The organism is Bradyrhizobium sp. STM 3843 (genome assembly GCF_000239815.1).
Lineage (GTDB): Bacteria > Pseudomonadota > Alphaproteobacteria > Rhizobiales > Xanthobacteraceae > Bradyrhizobium.
Genome location: NZ_CAFK01000295.1, coordinates 1 through 1,978 on the forward strand (window position 1 = coordinate 1; position 1,978 = coordinate 1,978).

The following is a 1,978-nucleotide window of genomic DNA, read 5'->3' on the forward strand; positions in this document are numbered from 1 at the left end:
TTTGTCGAGGGCAACGATCTGCAAAACTCGGGCGCCTCATGCGCCGCGGGAAGCTTGTGCGCGTCCGCAAGTTTCGAACGAAATGCATCAGGGCGGTCTTTGAATCCCGTGGGAACCGATTGTCAGATTGGGGCTTGGTGGCGAGGCAGCTCTGATCTGCCGGAGCCGGCGCTGGAACGGGATCGCGTCGAATCGCCCTCACGCTCCAGGTTTTGATTGAGCATGATGTGTTCGGAAAAGCCGCCTGGCATTTTTCCGGATCATGCTCCAGCAAAGGAGACATCCGCCATGTCCGACGAAGAAGGCAAGCTGGAAGGCCCGGATCTCACGCTCGGCGTGTCCCTGAGCGATTTCAAGAACGGCATGCTGCTTGGTCGCGTGGACAAGGATGCCGTGCTGCTGGTGCGCACGGGCTCCGACGTCTTCGCGATCGACGCATTCTGCAGCCACTATCACGGCCCGCTCGCCGAGGGCCTCGTCGTCGATGACAGCGTCCGCTGCCCCTGGCATCACGCCTGTTTCGATTTGCGCACCGGCGAGGCGACGCGAGCCCCTGCGCTCTCGCCTTTGTCAGTTTGGCAGGTCGAACAGGCGGCCGACCGCGTCGTCGTGCGGCGCAAGCGCGATCAGGCAGGTCCAGCCCGAACGGCGCCGGCCAATGCACCGCGTCGCATCGTCATCGTCGGCGGCGGCGCAGCAGGCTTCGCGGCGGCAGAAATGCTGCGCCGCGACGGTTACGGCGGCGAGATCACCATGCTCAGCAGCGATGAGGCGCCGCCAGTGGATCGTCCGAACCTGTCCAAGGACTATCTGGCCGGCAAGGCGCCTGAGGACTGGGTGCCGCTCCGGCCGGATGATTTCTATTCCGAATCGAAGATCGATCTGCGGCTACGCACGCCGGTCGCGGCCATCGACGGGAAAGCGCGGCAGGTCGTGCTCGGTGACGGCAAGACCGTGCCGTTTGATCGGCTGCTGCTCGCGACCGGCGCCGAGCCTGTCAAACTGCAGATACCGGGTGCGGACCAGCCGCATGTTCACGTGCTGCGCACGCTGGCCGACTGCCGCGCGATCATCGCAAGCACCGCGACGGCAAAGCGCGCGGTCGTGATCGGCGCGAGCTTCATCGGTCTCGAAGTTGCGGCCGCGCTGCGCGACCGTGACATCGAGGTGCATGTGGTTGCGCCCGAGCAGCGGCCCATGGAGCGCATTCTTGGGCCCGACATGGGCGACTTCGTGCGTGCGCTCCACGAGCAGCATGGCGTGGCTTTTCATCTGCAGGACAGCGTGACGGCGATTGATGGCAGCAAGGTGAGCCTCAAGGGCGGAAGCACGCTTGAAGCCGATCTCGTCGTGGTCGGCATTGGCGTGAAGCCTCGGCTCGATCTGGCCGAGCGGGCCGGCCTCCAGATCGATCGCGGCGTCATCGTCAACGCTGCTCTCGAAACCAGCCTGCTGGGCATCTTTGCGGCGGGTGATATCGCCCGGTGGCCCGACCGCTATACCGGCGACAGCATCCGTGTCGAACATTGGGTGGTCGCCGAGCGGCAGGGACAGGCTGCCGCCCGCAACATGATGGGACTTCATGAGCCGTTCGACACGGTGCCGTTCTTCTGGAGCCAGCACTACGACGTACCGATCAACTATGTCGGACATGCCGAAAAGTGGGACGAGATCGCGATCGATGGCGACATCAAGGCGAAGGACTGCGTGCTGCGCTACAAGCGCGCCGGGCGCGTGCTCGCGGTCGCCTCGATCTACCGGGACATCGATAGCCTCAAGGCCGAACTCGAGATGGAGCGCGGTCTGAAGCATTAGACGCGGGCAAATGTGCGCGGGCCAATACGGAGGCGACTCATTGCCTCGCAAAAGGCGGGTTGCAAAGATCAAGCCTCAAACTCAGTGTCGTCCCGGGCTTGACCCGGGACCCAGAACCACAGGCGGATGTGTGAGGCACGCTGTGGATGGGGCTGCGCGTATC

Annotated in this window: 1 protein-coding gene; it reads left to right on the top strand. The window is 64.2% G+C overall.

The features are described from left to right. Positions 1-288: 288 nt before the first annotated feature. Positions 289-1,815 carry an FAD-dependent oxidoreductase gene (locus BRAS3843_RS29945; protein ID WP_008972908.1) on the top strand — a complete coding sequence of 509 codons (1,527 nt, stop codon included), beginning with the start codon at positions 289-291 and terminating at the stop codon, positions 1,813-1,815. Positions 1,816-1,978 lie beyond the last annotated feature (163 nt).